Here is a 1055-nt window from a genome sequence, read left to right as displayed (position 1 = left end):
GGGGTTATATTCAATATGGGATGTTTGATGGGGAGTTTGAGGAAACCCAGAGGTTAACTACTTAACTTGAAGAAAAAAGACATAGGTCTTGATATTTGGATTTATTAAATATCAAGACCTGAGTTCGGATTCAATGGTATTTGTTTGCCAAAAATTAATCAGGGTAAACAGTTATGGTCATAGTGTCACTGTAAACACCAGCAGGGGCAGCATCAATGCTATCAATAACGGTAATAGTCAGTTCTATATTTTCACCATTACTGCAATTGAGCACATTCGATGGCTGCCAATTAGTGTAATTGCCTTGTCGATAATCTAGACGTGAGCCCCAGCGAAAATTGTGATTTTTTCTTCCATCGTTAATATTCATTAAATATTGAAGTGTATTTCCAGCCCTGTTAGACAAGCGAAAATCCGTCCACACCCCTCCTCCGTTTGGTTTACCATTCGTACTAAACGGCATTAAAGAAAATGTTGAAGCGCCAAGAGTATATACACAGATCTCTCGAGTTCCGATTCCCTCACTGCTCAGAGTCATATTCTCCAGGCCACTGATCTGAATGAGAGGCGGTATATAAAGGGTTATATAAAGATAAACATCCCGATCAACGCCGGAATCACCATCACCACCTACTGAGCTATCTGCTTGATCTATGGTGAAAGTTAATGTGCCCGAATGCCAGCCTGACTGTTTCAGGGTACCTTGCTCCATGAGTTTATTCAGGTCAGCACTCAAGGTCAGTTCAAAGTCAAGACAATCTTCACAAACATTTACCTTGCGCCCCGCACCCTGAAAGTCACATTGAGAGGTACACGGGGTATTTGCCGGATCATCTGGCGAAAACGTCACGGTTGTTCCATTTATTTTCTGCTTGATGGAAACAGTTAAAGGTATTTTTGAGTTCGGGTAATAATGGTTATCAACGAGTGTAACGCCCTCACTGAGCACATTGAAGGATGTTGCCCGATCACAGTTAACCTTGCCGCAAGAACGTATTTGGAACAGGGCGACAGAATCGGTCGAACGATCATCCCGATAATAGGATATTTAGCTA

General features: G+C 42.0%; 1 protein-coding gene. It reads right to left on the bottom strand.

Going from position 1 to position 1055, the window contains the following annotated elements; translation table 11 throughout:
• Positions 1-154 precede the first annotated feature (154 nt).
• A complete protein-coding gene (locus KDK14_RS17715) occupies positions 155-949 on the bottom strand; it encodes a hypothetical protein (protein WP_257266520.1) in 795 nt (264 codons plus the stop codon).
• Positions 950-1055: the final 106 nt, after the last annotated feature.

It is taken from the genome of Endozoicomonas sp. ONNA2 (assembly GCF_024606365.1).
In the GTDB taxonomy this organism is placed as follows: Bacteria; Pseudomonadota; Gammaproteobacteria; order Pseudomonadales; family Endozoicomonadaceae; genus Endozoicomonas.
The sequence above is the reverse complement of the archived record's forward strand: the minus strand, read 5'-3'. Positions and strand labels throughout refer to the sequence as shown.